General features: G+C 53.1%; 1 tRNA gene and 2 rRNA genes (1 of these 3 running past the window's edge). All 3 read right to left on the reverse strand.

What is annotated here, in order from left to right:
* Positions 1-59 precede the first annotated feature (59 nt).
* Positions 60-136 (reverse strand) — tRNA-Met (locus N7578_RS20930).
* A 105-nt stretch (positions 137-241) separates the two neighbouring features.
* Positions 242-356: ribosomal RNA gene (gene rrf / locus N7578_RS20935) — 5S ribosomal RNA — on the reverse strand.
* Positions 357-456: 100 nt separating this feature from the next.
* Positions 457-2,500: ribosomal RNA gene (locus N7578_RS20940) — 23S ribosomal RNA — on the reverse strand; it runs 840 nt beyond the window's last position.

A 2,500-nucleotide genomic window follows, 5' to 3' on the forward strand; every position in this document is an offset into this window, starting at 1 on the left:
AAAAGCTCCTCGACGCGTATGCGGAGGAGCTTTCAGTTAAAGTCTTGATGGTCTTGATCTGGTTGCGGGGGCAGGATTTGAACCTGCGGCCTTCAGGTTATGAGCCTGACGAGCTACCGGGCTGCTCCACCCCGCGTTATTGTTTAGTATTTTATAAAGCAAAAGGCCGCTTAAGCGGCCCGTTGATTTCGGCTTGGGCCGATTTAGTGATGAGAAGATTTTTGTTTGTTGCGTTTTGCAGACCTGGCAGCGACCTACTCTCCCGCGTCTTAAGACGAAGTACCATTGGCGCTGGGGCGTTTCACGGCCGTGTTCGGAATGGGAACGGGTGCAGCCGCCCCGCGATAACCACCAGGTCGGCAAAACGCAACAAGCGTTGTTTTCGAGAAGCTGGAGGGCGTTTGCCCTGTTTGATTGAACACGTCAATTCATCGTTGATGAACATGAACAATGAGAACGATCAAGCCGATCGAGCTATTAGTAACGGTAAGCTTCATGCATTGCTGCACTTCCACACCCGTCCTATCAACGTGGTCGTCTTCCACGGCTCTGATAGGGAACACTCGTTTTCAGGTTGGTTTCCCGCTTAGATGCCTTCAGCGGTTATCCATTCCGTATATAGCTACTCTGCTATGCCCTTGGCAGGACAACAGATCCACCAGAGATACGTCCATCCCGGTCCTCTCGTACTAGGGACAGATCCTGTCAATATTCCTACACCCACGGCAGATAGGGACCGAACTGTCTCACGACGTTCTGAACCCAACTCACGTACCGCTTTAAATGGCGAACAGCCATACCCTTGGGACCTGCTCCAGCCCCAGGATGCGATGAGTCGACATCGAGGTGCCAAACAACCCCGTCGATATGGACTCTTGGGGGTCATCAGCCTGTTATCCCCGGCGTACCTTTTATCCGTTGAGCGATGGCCCTTCCACACGGGACCACCGGATCACTATGACCGACTTTCGTCTCTGCTCGACTTGTCAGTCTCGCAGTCAGGCTAGCTTATGCCATTGCACTCGACGACCGATTTCCGACCGGTCTGAGCTAACCATCGCGCGCCTCCGTTACTCTTTCGGAGGCGACCGCCCCAGTCAAACTACCCACCATACACTGTCCCGGATCCGGATAACGGACCGCGGTTAGACATCCACGAAGATAAGGGTGGTATTTCAAGGATGGCTCCACAGGAACTGGCGTCCCTGCTTCAAAGCCTACCACCTATCCTACACATGCCTTGGCGAATGCCAGTGTAAAGCTATAGTAAAGGTGCACGGGGTCTTTCCGTCTGACCGCAGGAACCCCGCATCTTCACGGGGAATTCAATTTCACTGAGTCTATGTTGGAGACAGCGGGGAAGTCGTTACGCCATTCGTGCAGGTCGGAACTTACCCGACAAGGAATTTCGCTACCTTAGGACCGTTATAGTTACGGCCGCCGTTTACTGGGGCTTCAGTTCAGAGCTTGCACCCCTCCCTTTAACCTTCCAGCACCGGGCAGGCGTCAGACCCTATACGTCGTATTGCTACTTCGCAGAGCCCTGTGTTTTTGATAAACAGTCGCTACCCCCTGGTCTGTGCCACCCCAAAATACTTGCGTACATTGGGGTCACGCTTCTTCCGAAGTTACGCGTGCAATTTGCCGAGTTCCTTCAACATAGTTCTCTCAAGCGCCTTGGTATACTCTACCTGACCACCTGTGTCGGTTTCGGGTACGGTCTATACGGTGGAGCTATTTCCTGGAACCTCTTCGCCGCCCAACCAATCCAATAAGGTTGAACAACACACGAGATCCGTCACTACCACCAGGCCCACGAATATTAACGTGGTTCCCATCGACTACGCGTGTCCGCCTCGTCTTAGGGGCCGGCTAACCCTGCTCAGATTAACTTTAAGCAGGAACCCTTGGTCTTTCGGCGAGAGGGTCTCTCACCCTCTTTATCGTTACTCATGTCAACATTCGCACTTCCGATATCTCCAGGGGCCCTCACGGGTCCCCCTTCACAGACTTACGGAACGCTCCGCTACCACATGCCTTACGGCATATCCTCAGCTTCGGTGCATGGCTTTAGCCCCGTTACATTTTCGGCGCAAAGACCCTTATTTAGACCAGTGAGCTGTTACGCTTTCTTTAAATGATGGCTGCTTCTAAGCCAACATCCTGGTTGTTTTGGGATCCTCACATCCTTTCCCACTTAGCCATGACTTGGGGACCTTAGCTGGAGGTCAGGGTTGTTGCCCTTTTCACGACGGACGTTAGCACCCGCCGTGTGTCTGCCGACTAGTACTCCTCGGTATTCGGAGTTTGGTTAGGATCAGTAAGACGGTGAGTCCCCATAGCCCATCCAGTGCTCTACCCCCGAGGGTATTCGGTCGACGCTCTACCTAAATAGATTTCGCGGAGAACCAGCTATTTCCGAGTTTGATTGGCCTTTCACCCCTAGCCACAAGTCATCCCGAACTATTGCAACAGTTATGGGTTCGGCCCTCCAGTTGGT

The organism is Agrobacterium tumefaciens (genome assembly GCF_031801495.1).
Taxonomy (GTDB): Bacteria; Pseudomonadota; Alphaproteobacteria; order Rhizobiales; family Rhizobiaceae; genus Agrobacterium; species Agrobacterium tumefaciens_K.